Annotated in this window: 22 protein-coding genes; 15 read left to right on the top strand and 7 right to left on the bottom strand. The window is 42.7% G+C overall.

Annotated features, from left to right (window positions below):
* Positions 1-50: 50 nt before the first annotated feature.
* The 4 genes from kdsB to H9628_RS07365 all read left to right on the top strand — a co-directional run bounded on the left by kdsB (position 51) and on the right by H9628_RS07365 (position 2,591).
* On the top strand, positions 51-806 hold the full coding sequence (gene kdsB, locus H9628_RS07380; RefSeq protein ID WP_251833481.1) for a 3-deoxy-manno-octulosonate cytidylyltransferase: 756 nt from the start codon (positions 51-53) through the stop codon (positions 804-806).
* Positions 807-837: 31 nt separating this feature from the next.
* Positions 838-1,500, top strand: a complete 663-nt coding sequence (locus H9628_RS07375; RefSeq protein WP_251833480.1) for an outer membrane lipoprotein-sorting protein — start codon at positions 838-840, stop codon at positions 1,498-1,500.
* A gap of 64 nt (positions 1,501-1,564) precedes the next feature.
* Positions 1,565-2,002, top strand: a complete 438-nt coding sequence (locus tag H9628_RS07370) for a PepSY-like domain-containing protein (RefSeq protein ID WP_251833479.1) — start codon at positions 1,565-1,567, stop codon at positions 2,000-2,002.
* Positions 2,003-2,024: 22 nt separating this feature from the next.
* A complete protein-coding gene (locus tag H9628_RS07365; protein WP_251833478.1) occupies positions 2,025-2,591 on the top strand; it encodes a glutathione peroxidase in 567 nt (188 codons plus the stop codon).
* Here H9628_RS07365 and H9628_RS07360 read toward each other — a convergent pair whose 3' ends face one another.
* The 3 genes from H9628_RS07360 to H9628_RS07350 all read right to left on the bottom strand — a co-directional run bounded on the left by H9628_RS07360 (position 2,592) and on the right by H9628_RS07350 (position 7,303).
* Positions 2,592-4,046, bottom strand: a complete 1,455-nt coding sequence (locus H9628_RS07360; protein WP_251833477.1) for an LptF/LptG family permease — start codon at positions 4,044-4,046, stop codon at positions 2,592-2,594.
* Between the two features lie 88 nt (positions 4,047-4,134).
* Entirely contained in the window at positions 4,135-4,782 is a 648-nt protein-coding gene (locus H9628_RS07355) for a LolA family protein (protein WP_251833476.1), read from the bottom strand.
* 64 nt (positions 4,783-4,846) lie between these two features.
* Positions 4,847-7,303: an FtsK/SpoIIIE family DNA translocase gene (locus H9628_RS07350; protein ID WP_251833475.1), complete on the bottom strand. Its 2,457-nt coding sequence runs from the start codon at positions 7,301-7,303 to the stop codon at positions 4,847-4,849.
* Between the two features lie 174 nt (positions 7,304-7,477).
* Between H9628_RS07350 and H9628_RS07345 the strand changes: the two genes are divergently transcribed.
* From H9628_RS07345 to H9628_RS07325, 5 genes are all read left to right on the top strand, one after another.
* Positions 7,478-7,744, top strand: a complete 267-nt coding sequence (locus tag H9628_RS07345; protein ID WP_251833474.1) for a hypothetical protein — start codon at positions 7,478-7,480, stop codon at positions 7,742-7,744.
* A gap of 26 nt (positions 7,745-7,770) precedes the next feature.
* Positions 7,771-8,070 carry a hypothetical protein gene (locus H9628_RS07340; protein WP_251833473.1) on the top strand — a complete coding sequence of 100 codons (300 nt, stop codon included), beginning with the start codon at positions 7,771-7,773 and terminating at the stop codon, positions 8,068-8,070.
* Positions 8,071-8,165: 95 nt separating this feature from the next.
* Positions 8,166-10,151, top strand: a complete 1,986-nt coding sequence (locus H9628_RS07335) for a urocanate hydratase (RefSeq protein ID WP_251833472.1) — start codon at positions 8,166-8,168, stop codon at positions 10,149-10,151.
* Between the two features lie 233 nt (positions 10,152-10,384).
* The gene (locus H9628_RS07330) at positions 10,385-11,338 is read left to right on the top strand and encodes a fasciclin domain-containing protein (protein ID WP_251833471.1); all 954 of its coding nucleotides are present in this window, start codon (positions 10,385-10,387) and stop codon (positions 11,336-11,338) included.
* Positions 11,339-11,419: 81 nt separating this feature from the next.
* Complete coding sequence (locus H9628_RS07325; protein ID WP_251833470.1) at positions 11,420-13,807, top strand: TonB-dependent receptor; 2,388 nt, start codon at positions 11,420-11,422, stop codon at positions 13,805-13,807.
* 37 nt (positions 13,808-13,844) lie between these two features.
* Here the strand turns inward: H9628_RS07325 and pncA are convergent, their stop codons facing one another.
* The gene (gene pncA, locus H9628_RS07320; RefSeq protein ID WP_251833469.1) at positions 13,845-14,450 is read right to left on the bottom strand and encodes a bifunctional nicotinamidase/pyrazinamidase; all 606 of its coding nucleotides are present in this window, start codon (positions 14,448-14,450) and stop codon (positions 13,845-13,847) included.
* Positions 14,451-14,572: 122 nt separating this feature from the next.
* On the opposite strand from pncA, the gene H9628_RS07315 reads away from it, so the two are divergent.
* Genes H9628_RS07315 through H9628_RS07300 form a run of 4 tightly spaced genes read left to right on the top strand, consistent with a single transcriptional unit; the run spans position 14,573 to position 16,544 of the window.
* Complete coding sequence (locus H9628_RS07315) at positions 14,573-15,112, top strand: YfiT family bacillithiol transferase (protein ID WP_251833468.1); 540 nt, start codon at positions 14,573-14,575, stop codon at positions 15,110-15,112.
* Positions 15,109-15,567, top strand: a complete 459-nt coding sequence (locus H9628_RS07310; protein WP_251833467.1) for a DUF1569 domain-containing protein — start codon at positions 15,109-15,111, stop codon at positions 15,565-15,567. The genes H9628_RS07315 and H9628_RS07310 overlap by 4 nt, the downstream gene beginning before the upstream one ends.
* Positions 15,564-15,938, top strand: coding sequence for a bacillithiol system redox-active protein YtxJ (ytxJ, locus tag H9628_RS07305; protein WP_251833466.1), 375 nt, complete (start codon positions 15,564-15,566; stop codon positions 15,936-15,938). Before H9628_RS07310 ends, ytxJ begins: the two co-directional genes overlap by 4 nt.
* A gap of 15 nt (positions 15,939-15,953) precedes the next feature.
* Positions 15,954-16,544 carry a Crp/Fnr family transcriptional regulator gene (locus tag H9628_RS07300; RefSeq protein ID WP_251833465.1) on the top strand — a complete coding sequence of 197 codons (591 nt, stop codon included), beginning with the start codon at positions 15,954-15,956 and terminating at the stop codon, positions 16,542-16,544.
* Between the two features lie 47 nt (positions 16,545-16,591).
* Here the strand turns inward: H9628_RS07300 and H9628_RS07295 are convergent, their stop codons facing one another.
* On the bottom strand, positions 16,592-17,458 hold the full coding sequence (locus H9628_RS07295) for a sigma-70 family RNA polymerase sigma factor (RefSeq protein WP_251833464.1): 867 nt from the start codon (positions 17,456-17,458) through the stop codon (positions 16,592-16,594).
* 132 nt (positions 17,459-17,590) lie between these two features.
* Positions 17,591-19,054, bottom strand: coding sequence for a T9SS type A sorting domain-containing protein (locus tag H9628_RS07290; protein WP_251833463.1), 1,464 nt, complete (start codon positions 19,052-19,054; stop codon positions 17,591-17,593).
* A 106-nt stretch (positions 19,055-19,160) separates the two neighbouring features.
* Between H9628_RS07290 and H9628_RS07285 the strand changes: the two genes are divergently transcribed.
* Both H9628_RS07285 and H9628_RS07280 read left to right on the top strand, forming a co-directional pair.
* On the top strand, positions 19,161-20,024 hold the full coding sequence (locus H9628_RS07285) for an aldo/keto reductase (RefSeq protein ID WP_251833462.1): 864 nt from the start codon (positions 19,161-19,163) through the stop codon (positions 20,022-20,024).
* A gap of 137 nt (positions 20,025-20,161) precedes the next feature.
* On the top strand, positions 20,162-20,512 hold the full coding sequence (locus tag H9628_RS07280; protein ID WP_251833723.1) for an RNA recognition motif domain-containing protein: 351 nt from the start codon (positions 20,162-20,164) through the stop codon (positions 20,510-20,512).
* A gap of 65 nt (positions 20,513-20,577) precedes the next feature.
* Here H9628_RS07280 and H9628_RS07275 read toward each other — a convergent pair whose 3' ends face one another.
* The gene (locus H9628_RS07275) at positions 20,578-22,347 is read right to left on the bottom strand and encodes a DUF4153 domain-containing protein (protein ID WP_251833461.1); all 1,770 of its coding nucleotides are present in this window, start codon (positions 22,345-22,347) and stop codon (positions 20,578-20,580) included.
* Positions 22,348-22,349: the final 2 nt, after the last annotated feature.

Genomic DNA, 22,349 nt, shown 5'->3' with positions numbered 1-22,349 from the left:
AATTTTTAGATTTAAATATTTAAAGCAGATTTAATTTAAAATTAAATAGTTTGAGAATCATTGCCGTAATTCCTGCACGTTACGAAGCCAGCCGTTTTCCGGGCAAACTTATGCAGTTGCTGGGCGATAAAACCGTAATTTACACCACTTACATGAATGTTGCGGAGACAGGTCTTTTTGATGAAGTACTTGTCGCTACAGATTCGCAGATAATCTTTGATGAGATAAAAAGTCACGGCGGAAACGTGGTGATGACCGGCCAGCACGAAACCGGCAGCGACCGCATTGCCGAAGCAATCAAGGAGTTGGACTGCGATATCGTGCTGAATGTTCAGGGTGACGAACCTTTCGTAAAATCTGATCCGCTCTCCCAACTAATTTCAGTCTTTAAAGATGATTTTGACAATAAAATTTCCCTGGCATCTTTAAAAATAAAGATGAGCAGCAAAGAAGACATCGAAAATCCTAATCATGTTAAAGTGATTACTGATCAGGATGATTTTGCACTGTACTTTAGCCGTTCTGTGATTCCGTTTCCTCGCGAAGTACATCCGGATGTAGAATATTTTAGGCATGTCGGCGTTTATGCTTTTAGAAAAAACGCGCTTCTCCGTTTTGCGGATCTGCCGATGCGGCCGCTAGAAATCTCAGAAAAGATAGAATGCATACGTTACTTGGAGTATGGTATGAAGATAAAAATGATCGAAACCGATTTCCTAGGGGTAGGTATTGATGTGCCGGAAGATCTCGAGAAAGCGAAGGAAATCTTGAAATCCAGCGAAAATGGCGGGAAAAGCGCTAATTAATTTTTAATAAATTTACAGCTAGAATTATTTAATGAAAAAGATATTATCAGCACTTCTGTTTTGCATATTCAGCCTTTTACCGGCGCAAACCGCTAAAGAGATCATCGATAAAAATATTGAACTTTCAGGCGGACTTACAAACTGGAAACTTTTGAACTCTATTGTGATTCATGGCCGTCTGACGCTCGGTATCAACGATGAGTATCCACTAAAAATCTATCAGCAAAGACCTAATCTGACCAAGACCGCAATCATTCTGAATAAAAAAGAGACCGCGATAGAAGGTTTTGACGGCAAGAAAGGGTATGCGATGAATTATGCTGCCAATAAGTTGCAGGAATATCCGAACTATATCGCTGAAAGTTTTGATACAGACTTCATCGACTGGGAAAACAAAGGTTTCGAGGCTAAATATTTAGGCAAGGAAAAAGTTGGCGAGGTGTACTGTCACAAGGTTGAACTTACAAAAAACGTCAACAAAACGATGTATTATTTTGACAGCAAAACCTATATGCTGCTCCGGGAAGTGAAAAAAGATGAAACGCTGACCTACGGTGATTACCGCAAGACCGGTGCGCTAACAATGCCGTACCGCATCGAATCTTCCTCGCCAAAAAAAGACAGCGATTATGTGATCATCATCAACCGGATTGAAACGAATAAAGTATTTCCGGATAATACCTTCAAATTTTAGCTTTAAATTGCTGCGTTGGATTGTTTTTTGCTGAAATTCAGACCAATCCAAAAAAAATAACGTAATGCAAAACTTAAAGAAACTTGTCGCAATCAGCGCTTTGATATTTTTCGCGACAGATACTAGTGCCCAGGAAGTTCGGATTCAGCCAAACCAAGTTCCCGGTGCTATTTCGCAGTTTGTACGTAAGCACTATCCGGCAATTAAGATTACCAGCGTAACCCGTGAAAAAAATCTTAGTAAGACAGAATACGACGTGCGGCTCGACAATGGAACCAAGCTTGAATTCGTCAACAACAAAATCGATGAGATAGAAGGCATCCAACGGATTCCGAACAGCATTTTGCCGGTGAAGATTCTTCGGTACATCCAAACCAATTATCCCAATTCATACGCCACGGAGTGGAAAAACGAGAGCCGCTTCAGGCAAAAAGTAGAATTAAATACCGGACTGGAACTGGAATTTGACCGCAGCGGTCGTTTCCTGAAGATTGACCGTTAACTGAATTAATAAAATTTTAAACATGAAAAAATTTGTATTCTTGTTCGCCTTAGGATTTTCGATTCTGGCCTGCACACAACAGAAAAAGGAGATTTCACAAGATAAAAACGCTGCGATGAAAACAATTCACGATTACAAAGTAGAAAGCCTGGATGGCAATGAAATCAATTTTGCAGATTTCAAAGGCAAGAAAATCCTTATTGTGAATACGGCGTCAGAATGCGGCTTTACGCCACAATATGCCGATTTGGAAACCATTTCAAAGAAATATGCAGACGAAGTAGTAGTTGTAGGATTTCCGGCGAATAACTTTGGTGGCCAGGAACCGGGAAGCAATGAAGAAATCGGTGCGTTCTGCCAAAAAAATTACGGCGTGACGTTCCCGCTGGCAGCTAAAGTTTCGGTAAAAGGTGATGACACGGCGCCAATTTTTAAATATTTAACCGAAAAAGACCTTAATGGCGTGAAAAACACGTCAATTATGTGGAATTTTACCAAATTTCTTTTGGACGAAAACGGTAAACTGATCGATTCTTTCATCAGCACGACCAAGCCGACTGACGAAAAAATCGTGAAGTATTTTAAATAATTAGCGGTAACGCTGGTGTTCTTTGTTCTTTTGGAACAGTTGGATTACCGGTTTCAGCATGCTTCTGTACTTTTCGATGTCGAACAGTTGCGAATCTGTAAGTGCTTTATACGTGAGCCACGCGCCAAACGGAAACAGAACCATGTTCGGTAGCCATGAGGCCAGATACGGGTCCATTTCACCGGCCCAAGCCATGTTTTCCACCGAGAGATTCAGGATGTAAAAGATAATAAAGACTACGATTGCAATCACAACCGGCAGCCCGAGTCCGCCTTTACGGATGATCGATCCAAGACTGGAGCCAATCAGGAAGAAAATAATACACGTCACCGAATAAGCGAAAATACGCTGCTGGTACATAATAATCCGCGAGTAGTAGGAGTGCAGCTCTTTCACCTGCGTCTTTTTGCTTTCGTTCAGATTCTTTAAACCTTCAATTTTTGTATACGCATACAGCAACATCTCCTGCTTTTTCTGCGCTTTCAAAGTATCAGTTTTCGGTATGGGCTTGATTTGTGTTTTAGGCTGCACTTTATCAATATAGCTCAGGTAACCGCTGGTTTGGTTCACCAAGTCATTCGTGAGATTTTCGATGATTTTGCTGTTCTCTTTCTGCGCTTTACTGATGGTAGAGTTCAGTTCAATGAAATTCTGGAATGAATAATCATCGGTGATTTGCTCAGCTTCAAGTGCATTATTAATGATTTCAGAAATATTAAAATGCGAGACTAGCGTGTCAAATTTTATGGTTTGGTCTGGCTGCCGAAGTCGCTGAAAGTAATCGGCATTTGACAGGTTTTCCTCGAAAATATGTCCGTTGTGAAGAATCAGTTTCAAATAATTGCGATTATCCGCCTGCACGAATTTCCCTTTTTCAGCCACGATAGATTGCTGACTTTCATAGGAATTCGCCATTTTATGGATGAAAACACCTTTGATATTCTCTCCGTTTTCACCGGAAATTTCATCAAATTTTACGCTGTACCCCGGAATCTGATTGATAAACTGTCCCGGTGTGAAATTGAGCGCAGGCTTCGTTGCAGCTATATTATAGAGCATATTTTTCGCTTTGCGCTGGAAATCGGGAATCACGTTATTCGAAAACAGGAACAGAAAGAAGGAGAGCATCACGGTAACGCCAAAAAGCGGCAGCATGATGCGTGTGAGCGAAATTCCGGCGGCTTTCATCGCGGCAAGCTCATAGCGTTCACCGAAATCACCAAACGTCATGATAGACGAGAGCAGAATGGTGAGTGGCAGAACCAATTGCACGACCTTCACTGAAAGATACGCAAGCAACTTCAGGATTTCCCAGTAGCTCAGGCCTTTCCCCGTGAACTGTGCCAGCTGGATCCAGATAATATTAACTACGAAAATAAAAAACAGGACGCTGAAGATGAACAGGAACGGGCCAAAGAAAGATTTGATGACGTAGCCGTCGAGTTTTTTAAACATGGCGCAAATTTACCAAAAAACTAAATATGGTAAGTCGCTGTCAGCGCTAAAAAAAGCCCTTCCTGACCGAAAGGGCTTTCTGATATTTTTAAAGCTCCGTGACAATATAATTTTTGTACTGACCTTTATCAAATGTAAACATCGAATTGCTGAGTTTTTGGTTTTCTTTATAATCACTGATCGCAATTACAGAAACCGAATTGTCTTTGCTGAACTGCTCCAGCTTCACCAACTGATTTTTGGCAGCGTTCACAAATATGTTGACCTCTTTGATGCCGTTGTTCGTGGTTGGGGTAAGTTTTATTCGGTCTGCAAGCACTCCATTCACCTTTATTTTACCTAAGTACTGCACATTGTAGCCTTTTTTATATTCTTCAATATAGGTTAAAGGTGAGAATATTTGTTCTGAGCCCGAAGGTTTTGCGATGGTAACTTCCTGGTCTTCCGCAGAGACGTTGTAGATTTTATTTCCGTCATAAAGCTGCTCCGTTCCCATGATCTTCAGTTTATAGCGGTCCCCGGCAGAGTAGAAGATCCCTGGTTCAGTCTTGGTAACGGTTTTTCCGGTTCCTGTTCCGTAAACAAATTTAAAATAAACGTTATTTTTCGTTTTGTACGTTTTGGCTACAGCATCGAGTAGGTTTTTTGCTTTTGCGTCTATCTTCTGTGCTGAAAAAGTTGCAGCAGTGGCAACCGTGAACAGCGCGAGTGTAATATTTCTAAATAGGCTTTTCATTCTTTTATTTTGTTTTTGGATTGAATTAATTAAATAAAGTTAAACTTACGTTTAAGATTTAAATTTATTTGCGCAACTCTTCCAAAAACTGTTCCAACGAATTGAGGTCGCTGATCTGCACTTCACGTGCTTTTGCGCCATTAAACCCACCTACGATGCCGCTCGCTTCCAGCTGATCCATAATTCTGCCGGCGCGGTTATAGCCCAGTTTCAGTTGACGTTGAAGCATTGAAGTAGAACCCTGCTGCGTAGAAACGATGATACGCGCGGCATCCTCGAAAAGGGCGTCTTTTTCATTCGGATCAAATGCGCCAACTGTTGAAGTAGTGTCTTCTCCTGAATATTCCGGCAGCATAAATGCACTAGAATAACCCTTCTGTTCGCCAATGAATTCGGCGATTTTCTCTACTTCCGGTGTATCTACGAAGGCGCACTGCAATCTCAGGATCTCGTTTCCGTTGAAGTATAACATATCACCCTTACCGATGAGCTGGTCTGCTCCCGGTGAATCTAAGATAGTTCTTGAATCCACGCTGGAAATCACACGGAAGGCCGCTCTTGCAGGGAAGTTTGCTTTAATCATTCCGGTTATTACGTTCACTGACGGCCTTTGCGTTGCCACGATCAGGTGGATACCTACAGCTCTTGCAAGCTGTGCAAGTCTGGCGATCGGCAGTTCCACTTCTTTTCCGGCCGTCATGATCAAATCCGCAAATTCGTCAACAACCAAAACAATGTACGGCAGGTATCGGTGCCCGTTTTCCGGGTTTAGTTTTCTCTCGCTGAACTTCTTGTTGTACTCCTTTAAGTTTTTACAGAAGGCATTTTTAAGCAAATCATAACGCTGGTCCATTTCCACACATAGCGAGTTTAATGTATTGATCACTTTGTGCGTATCAGTGATGATTGCATCATCGCCATCCGGTAGTTTCGCAAGATAGTGTCTTTCGATTTTTGAATAGAGTGAAAGTTCTACTTTTTTTGGATCCACCATCACGAATTTCAGTTCGCTCGGGTGTTTCTTGTAGAGTAGGGAAGTAAGGATCGCGTTGATACCCACCGATTTACCCTGGCCGGTTGCACCTGCCATGAGAAGGTGAGGCATTTTGGAGAGATCCGCCATGAAGATTTCGTTCGAGATCGTTTTCCCGAAAACCACCGGCAAATCCATATCCGAATTCTGGAATTTTTGTGATGAAATAACGCTTCGCATAGAAACCATCGACGGATTTTTTCGTGGAACCTCAATACCGATTGTCCCTTTTCCAGGCATTGGCGCAATAATCCTGATTCCCAAAGCCGAAAGATTCAGTGCGATATCGTCCTGAAGTTTTTTGATTGAAGCTACGCGGATTCCGGCTTCAGGAACAATCTCGTAAAGTGTAACCGTTGGTCCTACGGTCGCTTTGATCTCAGCAATTCCTACATTGAAGTTTTTAAGCAAACCGACGATCTTATTTTTATTTTCCTCGAGTTCGTCGCGGTTAATCGCAATTTCTTCGTTGCCATAATCTCTTAAAAGATCGATTGGCGGCATCTGGAAGTTGGCTAAATCAAGTTTATGGTCGTACAAACCATGTTTTTCTACAAGTTCGTTCGATTTTTTGTCGTGATCATCCAAAACATCATGTGTTTGCGCCACTTCTACCTTAAAATTGATGTCATCATCGCCTGTAAGGTTTATTTTTCCATCCACCGCCTGCATGGGACCGGCGTCAAATGAAGTTTCGTTTGGTGTTTTAATTGTTTCAAAATCGTTGCTGATCTCTACAGGCGGAAAATCTTTAATCACCACAGGTGTTGGCGTCACAGGCACCACGGGAGTTGAGGCTGCAACCATTTCGGCCGCTTCCAAATCCAGTTCGTCTGCATTTTCGAGTTCCTGATCGGCTTCGAACTTTTCGGCAGATTTCGGCATCATCGCTTTTACACGGCCAACGGTATTGGCATTCAGATCGTCAAGCTTCGATTTTACATTATTTGGATTTAAATTAAATTCAAGTATAAAATACAGCCCGATACTTACTACAAGTACCAACCAAAGTCCGGCAGTGCCAATCACCGAATTCAGGAATTCCATGATTTGGTAGCCGTAAACGCCACTCAGAACGCCTTCGCCGCGCGTTACGGCACCAAGAAAAATGGGCAGCCAGCAGATGAAAAAAAGTGAGTGGCCAATGGTTTTCCATGGCTTGAAATAATTCTTTTTAAGGATGATGAGTCCGAAAACCAGATAAAGAAATGCCACGATAAAGGCAGCGAGACCGATGCTTTCAAAAATAAACAGGTTACCTAACCAATCGCCGGCTTTGCCAAAAATATTTGAGGATTTTACCGTTTTGTCAAGCATTGTTCCGGCCTGACTTTGGTCTGCGCGCCAGCTCATCAGGTAAGAAATAAATGAGAAGGTGAGGACCACCGAGATGAGCAGGAACAACACTCCAAAAAATATGCGTGGCCGGGAAAGTGTCTTGCTTTGTGAAACGCCTTTTGCAGGCGCGGTTTTCGTGTTTTTTTCCATAGTAACAGTGTGGGCAAATTTAAAAAATAAAATCAAACAATTTCAGTCAAGACTTAGTTTTTATGGTTATCTAGCGACGTAAAAAATGTGGGCGATCTCTAATTAATTTAAAGGATTTCCATGTTTAGGAATGCAATTTGGATTAATGGCATTAAATCACAAAACCTCAATAAAATGGACAATAATAATTTCAAAAAATCACAGGATTTTGCCAATGTAGATAAAAATCTGAATGATAACGAAGCAAAGAACGAACAGCAACAGGCAGTTGAAAATTCGGAAATACGCATCAAAGATGTCCGAAACCCGGAACTTACGCAGGAAAATTTTGTAAAGAACGCAGAAAATGCTGTGCCGCCCGAAGCCTGGGAGAACCAAAAGAAAGCGTACGATGACGCGTGGCAGCACAACAAAAACCAGCAACTCGGCGAGGAGATGTAAAAATTTAACTTAAAAAAATAAAAATTATGGCACCCGAAAATAATAAGAACGAACAGGATCAGAAGCTCCGCGAGATGGATTACAGTCCTGAGAATGATATATTTAATCAGGAAGAACACGTACCGATCGATGGTGACGGCAACCCGATTTTAGATGAAACTACACCCGTTACCGATGTCGGTGATATTCTGGACGTTCCGTTGCCGGAAGATGAAGAGGGCGTAGTGATGGATGGCGTAGGTCCTGAAGATGAAGAGAACGATTTCTACAGCCTGAGCGACAATGCAGACGATCACGAATCTGAAAATGACGATATACTAGGATAGATTTACCAACTGAATTGACTTTCCCGCCTTGTGCGGGATTTTTTTATGCTTATTTTTGAAGCTGCACATCAAAAGCTTAAGTAAAAAGACTGCCTATGACTTTTCAGGACCAAATCTCACAGGGTATTCCCGCCGAACTTCCACAGCCAAAACCTTACGATACCTCAATTAATCACGCGCCGAAACGTAAAGAAATTTTAAACAGCGAAGAAAAGAAACTCGCCCTGAAAAACGCGTTGCGGTATTTTGAGCCTAAATTTCACGCTGAACTCTTGCCCGAATTCCGGGCGGAACTTGAAAAATATGGCCGGATATACATGTACCGTTTCCGACCGGATTATGAAATGAAAGCGCGGCCCATTTCAGAATATCCGGGAAAATCCGAGCAGGCGAAAGCCATCATGCTGATGATACAGAATAACCTGGATTATGCTGTGGCGCAACATCCGCACGAACTGATAACTTATGGTGGTAATGGCGCTGTTTTTTCTAATTGGGCGCAATATTTACTGACGATGAAATACCTGTCGGAAATGACCGACGAACAGACTTTGACCATGTATTCCGGACATCCGATGGGATTATTTCCTTCGCACAAAGATGCGCCGAGAGTAGTGGTTACCAACGGAATGATGATTCCGAATTATTCTAAACCTGACGACTGGGAAAAATTCAATGCACTTGGCGTGACGCAATACGGACAGATGACTGCCGGATCATACATGTACATCGGTCCGCAGGGAATTGTGCACGGTACGACGATTACGGTTCTCAATGCATTCAGGAAAATCAAAAGACAACCTAAAGGCGGCTTATTCGTTACTTCAGGCTTAGGTGGGATGTCGGGCGCGCAGCCCAAGGCCGGAAATATCGCGGGCTGCATCACAGTAATCGCAGAGGTGAATCCAAAGATTACAAAAATCCGTCACGACCAAAAATGGGTCAACGAAATCCACGAAAACCTTGATGAACTGGTCGAAAGGGTGAAAAAAGCGCAAGACGCTAAGGAGATTGTTTCACTGGCCTATCTTGGAAATATCGTTGATGTTTGGGAAAAATTTGCTGCTGAAAATTTAAGGATCGACATCGGTTCAGACCAGACTTCGCTTCACAATCCGTGGGCGGGCGGTTATTATCCGGTGGGGCAGTCATTTGAGGAATCAAATCAGATGATGGCAGAAGATCCGGATTTATTTAAAGAAAAAGTTCAGCAGACATTGCGAAGACACGCTGCGGCTATCAACAGACATACGGAGAAGGGAACCTATTTCTTCGATTACGGAAACGCCTTTTTACTCGAAGCATCCAGAGCCGGCGCTGATGTAATGGCTGAAAACCCCACATTGGGCCGGGAATTTAAATATCCGAGTTATGTTCAGGATATTATGGGGCCTATGTGTTTCGATTATGGTTTTGGGCCGTTCCGCTGGGTCTGCACAAGTGGTAAATCTGAAGATTTACAGAAAACCGACGAGATTGCCTGCAATGTTTTGGAGGAAATGATCAAGAATTCTCCTGAAGAGATTCAGCAGCAGATGAAAGATAATATCCAGTGGATAAAGGGTGCTCAGGCGAACAATTTGGTTGTTGGCTCACAGGCGAGAATTCTTTACGCTGACGCCGAAGGACGGATGAAAATTGCGGAAGCTTTCAACAAAGCAATTGCGGCGGGAGAAATCGGTCCGGTTGTTTTGGGCAGAGATCATCATGATGTTTCGGGCACAGATTCGCCGTACAGAGAAACTTCCAATATTTATGACGGTTCCAGGTTTACCGCCGATATGGCGATTCACAATGTGATTGGCGACAGTTTCCGTGGTGCGACCTGGGTTTCAATTCACAATGGCGGCGGTGTGGGCTGGGGCGAAGTGATCAATGGTGGCTTCGGTATGCTGCTCGATGGCAGCGGTGATGCTGACCGAAGACTGAAGTCCATGCTTTTTTGGGATGTAAACAACGGAATTTCGCGTCGCAGTTGGGCACGGAATGAGGGCGCTGTTTTTGCGATCAAAAGAGCGATGGAAGCAGAACCAAAACTGAAAGTCACATTACCGAATTTTGTGGATGAAAATTTGTTCTAATTCTTTTAGATAAGAGATAATGTAAATGAGGCCGGAATTTATCCGGCCTCAGTGTTTTAGACTACTTAGATAAAAGATGCATTTAAAAGCTTTCCTTATTAAATATTAGCCTTAAGTTTTCACAATCACCGGTTATATAAATTCATCTATAACTTAAATAGTAAAATGTTATACTAAACTTATTTTTTTAGCATGATTTTTGTCTAATGAACCCCACAAAAAAATAGTTTATTATGAAAAATTTATTCAAATTTTCCGCGCTGCTCCTTTTCTTTGGGATGCTCGCGATGTCCTGCGAAGAAAACCGCGATGATGAAATGGTAATGGGCAACTCCATTTATGAACTGGCCTCGCGTGACGCCGATTTCTCAAATCTTAAAGCCGCTATTGACAAAGCTGGTCTTGCCGCAACCCTCAGCACATCCGGTTCTTTCACGGTTTTTGCGCCCGGTAACGCGGCATTCTCTGCATTTTTAGCTGAAAACGGTTACGCAAGTCTGAACGATGTGCCTACTGCGGCATTGAAAGAAATTCTGCTGAACCACGTACTGTCCACCAAAGTAATGGCCTCAGAGGTTACTACCGGTTATGTTTCCACGCTCGCAAAAGGCAGTGCCTCGGCAACCAAAAACCTGAGCATGTACATCAACACAGCTTCTGGTGTAAAGATTAACGGGATGTCTAACGTGGTGAAGACAGACATCAGCGCAAGCAACGGCGTGATTCACAAAGTAGACAAAGTAATCGGTTTACCTACTATCGTCACGCATGCGACGGCGAACCCTAACTTTTCAACTTTAGTTACTGCACTGACAAGACCGGACCAACCGAATTTTGTAAGTATTCTAAGCGGAACTTCAAATTCTCCGTTTACCGTTTTTGCACCTACCAATAATGCTTTCGGATCGTTGCTTTCCGAACTTGGCCTTTCAGGACTGGGCGCAATTCCTGCTCTAACGCTTGAAAACGTGTTGAAATACCACGTAGTAGCCGGTGCGAATGTCGCTTCAACAGACATTACCAATAACATGACCGTGAATACCTTCCAGGGTGGGACATTTAAGATCACCACAAACGGTGGCGTGAAAATTACCGATGCGAACAACCGCGTGTCAAACGTGATTGCTACCGATGTACAGTGCACCAACGGTATCATACATGTGCTGGATAAGGTACTTTTGCCATAGTTTATTTTTAGTTAATTGTTACGAAAGCGTCCCTCAAAAAGGGGCGCTTATCGTAAATTTGCACCTTATTTATTTTAAATCATGAAAAACACCTTTCTCGTCGTTTTCACAATTCTTTCAGCGCAACTGTTTGGGCAGGTCGGAAGCATAAACATCAATGTTTTTGATGAATTCAGCCGGAAACCGCTATCGGCAGAAGCCAAAATCGTTGGGCAGGACCAAATTTATCCGTCCGCGTCAGGAAACATCGTTGTATCTGAAATATCTTCCGGTACATATACCTTCGAAATCAGTGCGCCGGGCTACACCAGGAGTTTTCTGAATGAAATTAATGTAGTCCCAAATCAAAACCTTACATTTTCGGTGGGTTTAATAAAAGAGGCCGCCGAAATTCAGGAAGTTACGCTGGTGCGGAAAACTTATAAAACAACGGCGGAGAGCCCGCTGTCACTTAGGAATATAACGAGTGAGGAAGTGCAGAAAAACGCGGGTTCGAACCGTGATGTATCGAAAGCTATCTTAAGTTTTCCGGGTGTGGGCAGCACGGCGACCTTTCGTAATGACCTTTTCATTCGCGGTGGAAGTTCAGCTGAAAACAAATTCTACATCGACGGAATCGAAGTTCCGGTAATCAATCACTTCCAGACACAGGGCGCGAGTGGTGGACCGCGCGGCATCATCACTGTTGATTTTATAAAAGATGTCGATTTTTACAGCGGAGCCTTCCCGGCGGCAAGAAACGGTGTGCTGTCTTCGCTTTTTGAATTTAATTTAAAACAGGCGCGTAAAGATAAGTTGGGTTATAAAGCGGTTTTGGGTCTGGATGATATGCAGCTGATGGCAGACGGACCTCTGTCAAAGGACCAATCGTGGAGCGGACTTTTCAGTGTTCGGAAATCGAATCTCCAATTGCTTTTCAAAGCAATCGGTTTACCGTTCCTGCCAAGTTATTATGATGCGACCTTTAAAGTTTCAAAAAAGTTCGAGTCCGGTGACGAATTTTATGTACTTGGAATTGGAGCTAAGGATAGTTTTAAATTTAATGATGAAGCGGAACCCACTTTAAATAATTTGACTTTAATAGACCGCCTGCCGGTTTCACCACAGTGGAATTATACGGTAGGAGCAGGCTACCGCCACCTCGCTGAAAACGGAAACTGGCTCTTCACGTGGAGCCGCAATATGCTTGATAACCGGGCAACGAAATACTATCGTAATATTGAAACGCCCGAAAATTTACTTTTCGATTATAAGTCGCAGGAAAGCGAGAACAAACTGCGTGTGGACCGGAACTTTACTTTGAGCGATTATCAGTTCAGCAGCGGAGCAAATATTAATTTTGCCAACTATTATAATAATTCGATAGCTAAAGGTGTGACGCAAAGCGCAGTAAATTACGACGTGGTTACATCTGATCTCGATTTGATTCAGTATGGTTTTTACCTGCAGTCTGCCCGGAAATTTTTCGATAACCGATTGCAGTTGTCTGCGGGTGTACGTTTGGATGCAAGCAACTATTCAGATAAAACACAGAATCCGCTCGAGCAGTTTTCGCCGCGTCTTTCGCTAAGCTACCGTTTCGCAGAAAGATTGGTTTTTAATTTTAATACGGGCATCTATTACCAGTTACCAGCGTATACTGCACTTGGCTTTAACCTGAATGATGCATTTCTTAATAAAAATACCCTAGAATACATCAAAAACTCACATCTTGTTGCCGGTCTCGAATACAACGGAGCAAATAATCTGCGACTAACGCTCGAGGGCTACTACAAAAAATACAAAAATTATCCGTTCTCATTGCGGAACCAGATCTCATTGGCCAATGTTGGCGGTGATTTTGGAATCGTGGGTAGTGAGCCGCTGGATTCGCGTGGTTTTGGTGAGACGTATGGAATTGAATTCCTGGCCCAAAAGCGTACGGCGAGCGACTTCTACGGAATCATGGCCTATACTTTCGGCTATTCTCAGTTTTCAGATTCGGCCGGAAGCCTTCTGCCATCAAGCTGGGATTCACGTCACATCCTTACGCTGACAACCGGGAAATATTTTGGCCGCAACTGGAACGTCGGCGCACGTTTCCGCCTTCAGTCCGGGCTTCCGGAGACGCCGTATGACCTGCAGCGCAGCGCTTTGGTGAATATTTGGAACATCGCGAACGGACCCGTTCAGAATTTCGCACTATTGAATTCAGCGCGCGGCAATCTGTCACATCAGCTTGACCTTCGCGGCGAAAAGAAATGGATTTTCAAAAAATGGCAGCTTACGGCCTATGTTGACGTGGTGAATGCGTATGGATCTACAAGTCCGAGCGGTTTGCCGGTAGTAAATCTGCAGCGTGACAACCAGAATAACGGGATTATTGCAAACCCTGAGGCATCACCGGACCAGCAGTATTATCTGCTCGAAACCGGAACGGCAGACCGCTCCACACCGTTACCGTATTTCGGTTTTATATTTGAATTTTAAAAATAAAAAACTCCGCGATTTCAGCGGAGTTTTTTATCTAGCCAAGAACCGTCACCGAATTCTGCAGCATTTCATAGATCGCATCACGCCCGTTTTCTGGTTTCACGTTCACCGCGCGCGTCCCGTTAAAATGCAGACAAGTGATATATCCAAGTTGAACGGCATCAAGACAGGTAAATTTCACACAGTAATCCAAGGCGAGCCCTACAACTTCGACCAATTGGATATCATGATACTTTAAATAATCATCAAGACCGGTTTTTACGAAATGGTTGTTATCCTGAAAACCACTGTAGCTGTCTACGTCACTGTTTTTCCCCTTCTGAATGACGTGGGTCGCTTTGCTGATGTTGAGGTCTTTGTGAAATTCGGCACCGAAACTGCCCTGTACACAATGGTCTGGCCACATAAACTGAGGAATTCCGTTCAGCGTGATGGTTTCGCCAACTTTTCGGCCATTATTTGAGGCAAAACTTTTATGGTTTGCGGGATGAAAGTCTTGTGTCAGGACAATCTGGTCGTATTCGTTTTCTTCCATTAGCAGGTTGATGTACGGAATCACTTCATTTGCGCCCGGAACTGCCAATGCGCCACCTTCGCAAAAATCGTTTTGTACATCCACGATGATCAGTGCTTTTTTCATACTTTAATATTTTTATTATGCTGGAACAGCTTTTGTTTTTGAAATTAAAATTTACAAATGCTTAATGGCAAATGTTCAGCCATCATTCAAATTGCGACAAAACGGCCACAATACTCATAATCATGGATCCTTTAGAAAATAAAAAATATCCGCTCGGAAGATACAGCGCGCCCGAAAAGGTTTCGGACCCAGAACTGGAAGGGCACATTGATACCATCAGAAAGTTTCCGGATAAACTTAGATGTACTTTAAAAACTTTTTCAGATGATATGCTTGATACGCAATACCGCAGTGGCGGCTGGACCGTCAAGCAGCTTATCAATCATCTTGCAGACAGCCACATGCAAAGTTTTTGTAGGTTTAAATGGGCGCTGACAGAGGATAATCCTACAATAAAAACCTATGACGAAGCCAAATGGGCCGAATTGCAGGACAGTCGGAACGAACCCATAAAAGCAGCATTAACCCTGCTTGAAGGTTTGCACTGCCGATGGGCACACCTTATGAAATCGATGACCAACCGTGAATTCGACCGCACTTTCTTCCATCCAGAAATGAACAGAAATGTGGCACTGCGCGAGATTCTGGCATTTTATGCGTGGCACTGTGACCATCATTTTGCGCAGATATCGGCACTAATGAAGGAGAAAGGCTGGACATGAGAAGAAGTTTGAGCAATCCTGAAGATGTCTCCGAACTAAAACGCAGGTTAAACCAACTCAATGAACATTCGCCGCGAAAATGGGGACGAATGAGCAGCGCACAGATGGTCGGCCATTGCGATAAAATCCTGCAGGTGGGTTTGACTAAAATTGTGCTACCCGAAACCAATTTAGTCTTTAAAACTGTGGGAATTTGCACCAAACTGACAATGAAAGTATGTAATCACGGTATTCCGCCGAATATGCCCACGTTTGAGGTGGTGAAATTAAAAGAAAATTGTAATTTTGAGAGTACAAAGGCAGATTTTCTCGCAACTTTCGAGGAGTTTCTGAGCTCCTTACAAGCAGATACTTTGCTTCGCAGGCATGCTCTTTTCGGCGAAATGACAAGCTGCGACTGGGCTTTTCTGCAGTACAAACATATTAATCATCATCTTAAACAATTTGGAGTATGAGTTTTTTAGATAAAATTTTAGGCAAATCTGCCAGCCCGGAGTCAGCACCCGATTTTTGGAAATATATCGAATCTGAGAGCGATTTGGACAAAGCAATATCGGAATCTTCAGAACGTAAAGTGGCTATTTTTAAGCATTCGACACGCTGCCATATCAGCAAGATGGTTCTGAAAAATTTCGAAAGAGAGGTACAGCAAAATGACGGTGATGTTTCCTATTATTTTTTAGATTTGCTGGAATACCGCCCTATATCAAACAGGATCGAAAGTGACCTTAATGTTGTGCACCAAAGTCCGCAACTTATCGTGCTCAAAGATGGAAAGGCGATAAACCATATGTCTCATCAGGGCATTACCACCAGCGGAATTTAGCACCGACAATTACAGATGGAAAATATTAAAGCTTACCTGTCGGACGTTTTGCAGTTGCCGGGTGACGCAGGAAATTTATGCAGTTCGTTTTATGTGCCGATGACCGTCAGTAAAAATGAATTTTTGCTGCGCGCCGGCGAAGTTTGTAAAGGAACTTATTTTGTCGAAAAAGGCTTGCTGAGGATGTACTCAATCGACAGGAACGGCAAGGAACACATCATTCAGTTTGCGCCTGAGAAGTGGCTGATTTCAGACCGCAGCTCGCTTCATTTCAATGAAAAATCCGATTATTACATAGAAGCAGTAGAGGAGAGCCAAGTGCTGCTTCTGGACGCCGATTTCTTCACGAACATCAATCTACATTTCCCAAACACCTCTGAAAATAATGATTTGTTGTTGCAGAAGCACATCCGCAATCTGCAGAACCGCGTCAACTCGCTGCTTTCTGATACTGCCGAAGAGCGTTATCTGGATTTTATCCGGATGTACCCGGATATCCTGCAGCGCGTTCCACAATGGATGGTGGCTTCTTATCTTGGAATTACGCCGGAAAGTTTAAGCCGCGTACGGAAGGAACTGGCGAAGAAAAATTTTCAGACATCATAAAAAAAGGAACTCGAGTTTGAGTTCCTTTTATAATGAGTGGTACTGAATTATTTACCTAAATAAGATTTCAGAATCTTGCTTCTGGTATTGTGTTTCAGTCTTTTAATGGCTTTTTCCTTTATCTGACGAACTCTTTCTCTTGTCAGGTCAAAAGTTTCGCCAATTTCTTCCAATGTCATCGGATGCTTACCATTCAGACCAAAATAAAGTCTTACAAGGTCGGCCTCGCGTGGAGTAAGTGTCTGCAATGCTCTTTCGATTTCAATCTGAAGTGATTCGAGCATCAGTTCCTTATCAGGACTTGGTGATTCGCCTGAACGTAAGACGTCATAAAGGTTAGAATCTTCACCTTCTACAAGCGGCGCATCCATAGACAGGTGACGGCCGGAGTTTTTCATCGATTCCTTGATGTCGTCCTCACTCATATCAAGAACCTCTGCCAATTCTTCCGGCGACGGTGGTCGCTCATTTTCCTGCTCAAGGTGTGCGTAAGCTTTGTTGATTTTGTTGATGGAACCAATTTTGTTCAAAGGAAGTCTTACAATTCTCGACTGTTCTGCCAATGCCTGCAGAATCGACTGACGAATCCACCAAACGGCGTAAGAAATAAATTTAAAACCTCTGGTTTCATCATATCTTTTTGCAGCCTTCATAAGGCCGAGATTTCCTTCATTGATTAGATCGGGCAGCGACAGGCCTTGATTTTGATACTGCTTAGAAACCGAAACCACAAATCGGAGGTTGGCTTTAATCAGTTTTTCAAGTGCTACGCGGTCACCTGCGCGAATCTTCTGGGCCAGCTCTACCTCTTCATCCGCGGTAATCAGGTCTACTTTACCGATTTCCTGCAAATACTTGTCCAGTGAGGCGGTTTCCCGGTTGGTAACCTGCTTTGTAATTTTTAGTTGTCTCATCTTATTTCTGTAACACGTCCACTTTAGGACTGCAATCTATTATACGACCCTTTTAGGCGAAAGGTTACAAAAAATAAAAAACTCATTCTGATAATGGCAGAATGAGTTTAAAAAAATCAATAGGAATGTCAATTATTTAATGATTAATTTAGTTGTTTGGCTTCTTCCTTCGGAGATAAGCTGCAGCAGGTAGATACCCGCTTTTGCGTTTACTGAAACATTGTTTGTTCCTTTGGCAACCGGTCCGCCGTAAATTTTTCGTCCGCTCATATCTGAAATTACGATTTCACCTTTTGCGGAGGCATCTACCACAAAATTTCCATTACTAGGATTCGGATAAATCTTCTCGATTAGCTGCGTCGCATTTGCTATGGCTAATGGGTCCGCACATAAAAACGGTTTATAATCAACCAAGCCTTTCGCGGGGTCATCTGCGTTATGGAAGATCACTTCTTCTACCATTGCTTCCGTTGAAAGTTCACCTTCTCGCCAGCAGTTGTTTTCAGCACTGATCGGGTTCGGTGTGTTATTGTAAAGCGCATAGATCTGTCCACCGTTTCCGTTATTCGCGAAAACATTCTGACCAATACTTCCAAGAGAACCTCCGCCAAGATCTGCACGCGCAGTGTTGATGATGGTGATACCCCAAAGATGTCCGCGGATGATGTTTTTCTCGATTTTGATCGCCATCACCTGGCTGCCGCTGCCGGAAAGTGAGATACCGCTCCCGCCGTTAATCGGGTTGGTTTCGGTGTTATTGTCAATCAGCGTATTGTTCGAGATGGATCCGGAAGAATTGTTTCCCGTCACCGTAATTCCGTATCGGTTATCTTTAATGATGTTACCTTCAATCACCGGATGGTTTTCAACACCAAGCAGGGTAGAAACTGACACTCCGCCAACGCGCGTCAACGTTCTGTCCCCGATGATGGTGTTGTTCAGTACTTTCGTTATTCCGGTGCCGCTCGGGCCCATGTTGACCTGCGGGCGGTTCGTGTTTCCTTTTGTATTTCCGTACAGATAATTTCCGGTAAATTCAAGTGCAACCGATTGATTTGCTCCCGAACCCACCGCCGGCAATTCGTTTTCGATAAATTGGGAGTTGCGGATAATTGGATTTCCGGTTGAGAAATTAATAGACGCACCGGTAACAAGTCCTGATTTAAAGTAGCGAACCGTCGAATTTTCCATCAGGAAATTTCCTGTCAAAGCCTGTATGCCGCCGCCATATTCAAAAATGGTATTTTTAATGATAACATTTGCGGTAGACTCAAGGCGGATACCTTTGAAAATATTGGCAGGATCGGTAGCGGTCACCAACAGACTTGCAGCAGTGGTATCGTAATTCCCTGCGATATTGAGCTGAATTCCGGCATCAATCTTTAGGGTAGTGTCTTCATTCATTAAAAGTGCATCACCGGCAGAAATGGTAATATCTGAAACCATTTGATAACCGGTGCCTGTGTTCACTAAAACCGTTGGAGCCGCTTCAGAAAGCGATGCCAGATTGTAGGTAACGCCAGTACCCGGACTTACAAACTGGGAAAACGCGATAGCAGAAAGCAAGGTTGAAAATAAAATAGAAATCTTCTTCATTGTAAAATTGTTTGTTCAAAGTTAATAATATCCCTTAAAAACCTTATGCTTCGAATGTTAAACTTCACCCTCAAAATCCTATTTTTGAAGATAAATTTAAAAACTGATGCAAATTTCACCATTGATAGTCGGCACCATGCGCTGGGGAATTTGGGGCGCGAATCATTCTGAAAAGCAGGTGCAGCATTTGATAGAAACTGCACTTTCGCAGGGATTGACCACTTTTGACCATGCCGATATTTATGGAGACTACACCGGTGAAAGGCTATTTGGAAACACTTTACAGCACTGTTCGGTTGCGCGCGATTCGGTACAGCTGATTACGAAATGTGGCATCGAAATGCCTTGCGCAAACCGCGACTTTAAAATAAAATCATACAATTATTCGGCGGAACACCTACTTAAATCTGTTGAAAGCAGCCTACGCAATTTAAGGACAGATTATATTGACCTTTTGTTGCTGCACCGGCCGTCGCCCCTCATGAACCCACAAGAAATAGCTTCGACCTTCGATAAATTAAAGAAAGAGGGAAAGGTGAAGCATTTCGGTGTCTCTAATTTTTCACCGTCACAGTTCGAGCTTCTCGACAGTGAATTTCCGCTTGTGACCAACCAGATCGAAGTTTCGGTTAACGAAACAAAAGCATTTTACAATGGCACATTAGATCAGCTTATGCTCAAAAAGCTACGTCCAATGGCCTGGTCAGTAATGGGGAACTACTTTTCAGAAAATTCAGAACAGAATCTGCGCATTAAAAAGGTTTTGAATGAACTGGCTCCAAAATATAACGCCACCGAAAACCAACTGTTACTTGCATTTATACTAAAACATCCTGCCCGCATTCTTCCAGTGATCGGTACTTCAAATGCTGAAACATTGGTAACTCTGGCAAATGGACTTCGCGCTGAGCTCTCGCGCGAAGATTGGTTTAAGCTGCTTGAGGCTTCACGCGGAACCGCGGTTGAATAAAAAGTATAAAAAAAAGCGTTTAATAAATTTTTATTGTATCTTGCAGCCGTTTTTATATCCGAATTCACTATGTTCATCATCGCTGAATTTCTTTTATAATTTCAACAAGTATTAATTTTTTTTAATTTTTTTTTATGATGAACATTTTTGTTTCAAACATCAATTACTCTACAAGAGAAGAGTCATTGCAGGATTTATTTTCAGAATTTGGCGAAGTATCTTCGGCTAAAATCATTACAGACAGAGAAACTGGCCGTTCAAGAGGTTTCGGTTTCGTAGAAATGGGTGACGAAGATGGCAAGAACGCTATCGAAGCACTTAACGGAAAAGAACTTGACGGAAAGGAGCTTAACGTTTCTGAAGCTAAGCCAAGAGAAGACAAGCCAAGAAGAAGCTTCGATAACAATCGTGGTGGAGGCGGTTACGGTGGTGGAAACCGTGGTGGTGGTGGTTACGGCGGTGGAAACCGTGGCGGATCTAGCTGGTAAGATCATTCTACAACAAAAATATGGCGGCTTTCCTCTGGAGAGCCGCTTTTTGTTTATGTAAATATTTATTTCGCAATCAGAATATATCCTACATTGAAATACATGCGCTGCACAAGCTCTTTTTCAGCAATGATATTATTAAAATAAACTTTCACCGTATAGTCTCCCAATTGTTTCTCTGCGGAAATTTCTTCCTGTTCCACACGGCCGCTGCGCACTTTATACTCCGCTATTTTGCCATTAAGAAATGGTTTCAAATCCCAACTTTTATTGTTGTTCAGCGTAATTTTGAATGTTGGATCTTTAACATTTGAAATGTTTTCAAAGATGAAAATATCATTTCCGACGTTTACAGTCATTTTTTGGTCAAAATCTTCCGGACGGAACATATAGTCATAGCCCGAAATGTCGCGTATCTTATTTTGCGAAAAGATTTCAAGCCGGTTCGTTTGCACTGTGTTTTTTGTTGGAATTATATCGCTGAACTGTGCGCGCAAGCCGCCGTATTGTCGATGATTTTTGGCTTTAAAAATATCTCTCCGGTCTTTTTCACTCAAAAAATTAACAACAAAAGCCGAATCACTGCGCTGCATTAAATACATGAATTTATTTGAAACTTCATCGGCAATGCTGTCAGTTACTTTAGTTCCGAAATCAATTTTTTGATCTTTCAGAAGATTATTTTCAATTAAAATTTTTGAAAATTCAGCCCGCTGACTTCTTTTGGCCACTGAAAATGTATTTAAATAAGGAACCGTAAGTGAAAATATTCCGAAGACAAAAAGGCTAACCGGAATATATTTAATTGTTGGTTTTTGCGCCAAGTTAAAATACAAAACCACGGACCCAAGCCACACGGCGAGAAGAAGTACAAAATATCGTGGCTCCGTATAGCCATACTCCAGGATGCGTGTGAAAATCGCTACAAACAGAAGGAAGAGCAGCGGAAAAAGTGAGAAATAAAAGATTCTTGAAAACATTCGCACCCAGGATTTAGCCGAATTCTGTTTCAAAGGATGCACGATCAGCAGCGCAAAAATCCCAACAATGGAGTAGGCGAGAATGAGGTAGGACACCCAACCACGCGGAAGTTCCCATTTAAAAACGATCTTGGCCGCATAAAAATAGAGTATGAAGGCGTAGATGATTAGCAGCGGAATGAGGATGTATTGCGTGAAAAACTTTAAAATTTCCGGATAACTCCCGTCTTTTTCCAGCGTCCGCAAACCGCCCTGACTGAAAAGCACAAAAATCAAAGCACTCCCGAAAATACTCAGCAAATAGAAGATTTGCGGGTAAATCTTATCATTAAAATTAAAATCAAATAATTTATCCACGGCCAGGACCGCCAGTTCTACGCCACCAGTAAGTACGCCTGTGAATATAGCCGTGAGGAAGATATTGATAAACAGATTTTTGTTATACTGCCAAAAATTCAGCTCTTTTTCGCGGCTCAAGAACGCTGCAAAAGACACAAATAGATGTGAAAGAACAAAAGTAGGGATGAGTAGAAACGCGAATTTCTCCGTGAAATCTTCTTCTTTTTGAGGTAAGATAAAATAGAACGAGACTAAAAACAATACACCGCAGATTTCCAGAAAAACCGTTTTGCCAATCCTTTGTTCCAGCATCTTCAGTGAGAACATCATCGAGATACCCAACACAGACACAAGCGTGAATTTTACGTAAAAGAAGTTTTCAGGCCGTGCATCAAAATTGAGCTCGGCAAAACACATCAGTGAGACAGAACCCAAAAATGCCATCAGCAGCACCATCGGAAATTCCCCAACGGCCTGACCAATTTTGTAGTAAGTATCTTTAAACTTGCGCAGCATAT

Origin of the sequence: Kaistella pullorum (assembly GCF_014837035.1) — a bacterium.
GTDB classification, from domain to species: Bacteria; Bacteroidota; Bacteroidia; order Flavobacteriales; family Weeksellaceae; genus Kaistella; species Kaistella rhinocerotis.
The sequence above is the reverse complement of the archived record's forward strand: the minus strand, read 5'-3'. Positions and strand labels throughout refer to the sequence as shown.